This is a genomic window from Streptomyces sp. NPDC037389 (assembly GCF_040636475.1).
Classification (GTDB): Bacteria; Actinomycetota; Actinomycetes; order Streptomycetales; family Streptomycetaceae; genus Streptomyces; species Streptomyces hesseae.
On the sequence record NZ_JBEZUS010000086.1, the window covers coordinates 1 to 1,072 of the forward strand.

1 protein-coding gene is annotated in these 1,072 nt (G+C 73.2%); it reads right to left on the reverse strand.

The window, feature by feature from the left end:
- Positions 1–1,072, reverse strand: a 1,072-nt coding sequence (locus AB0E98_RS33940) for a type I polyketide synthase (RefSeq protein WP_361710365.1), incomplete at both ends; no start/stop codon positions are given.

Genomic DNA, 1,072 nt, shown 5'->3' on the forward strand with positions numbered 1-1,072 from the left:
CGCCGAACCGCGCAGCACCGCGAGCACCCGGTGTCCCAGGCGCCGTGCGTCGCCCAGTCGTTCCAGGACGACCAGGCCCGCGCCCTCGGAGAAGCCGGTGCCGTCGGCTTCGTCGGAGAACGCCTTGCAGCGCCCGTCCGCGGACAGGCCGCGTTGCCGGGCGAACTCGGTCAGGGTGAACGGGGTGGCCATCACGGTGACGCCGCCGGCCAGCGCGAGATCGCACTCGCCCGCGCGCAGCGCCTGCGCGGCCATGTGCATCGCCACCAGGGACGACGAGCACGCCGTGTCGACGGTGATGGCCGGGCCCTCGAAGCCCATCACGTACGACACCCGCCCGGAGGCCAGGCTCGATGTCCGGCCGGTCAGCAGGTAGCCCTCGGTCTCCTCGTCGCCGTCGTGGCGGTCGGTGCCGTACTCCTGGGCGACCACGCCGGTGTACACGCCGGTGTTGCTGCCGCGCAGCCGGGTCGGGTCAATGCCCGCCTGCTCGAACGCCTCCCAGGCGGTCTCCAGCAGGAGCCGCTGCTGCGGGTCCATGGCCAGCGCCTCACGGGGGCTGATGCCGAAGAACTCCGGGTCGAAGTCACCGGCGTCGTAGAGGAATCCGCCCCGGTCGCTGTAGGTGGTGCCCGGGTGGTCGGGGTCGGGGTGGTAGAGGTTGTCGACGTCCCAGCCACGGTCGGCGGGGAACGCGCCGACGGCGTCCACGCCGTCGCTAACGAGCCGCCACAGCTGCTCGGGCGAGCGCGCGCCTCCGGGGAATCGGCACGCCATGCCGACCACCACGACGGGGTCGTCGGCAGCCGCGGTGGTGGTCGCCGGCGGCGTCGCGGAGTCCGGGACTGTGGCGTCCGGGGCCGGCGGTCCGGCGATCAGTGTGTCGAGCCGTGCTGCCAGGTCGGCCGGGCTCGGGTAGTCGAAGACCAGCGTGCTGGGCAGTTCGATGCCGAGCGTCGCGGCGAGCCGGTTGCGTAGCTCGACGGTCATCAGCGAGTCGAATCCCAGCGCCTTGAACGGCCGACGGGTGTCGGGATCGGCGGCGCGGCCGGTGATGGCCGCGGTGTGCCCG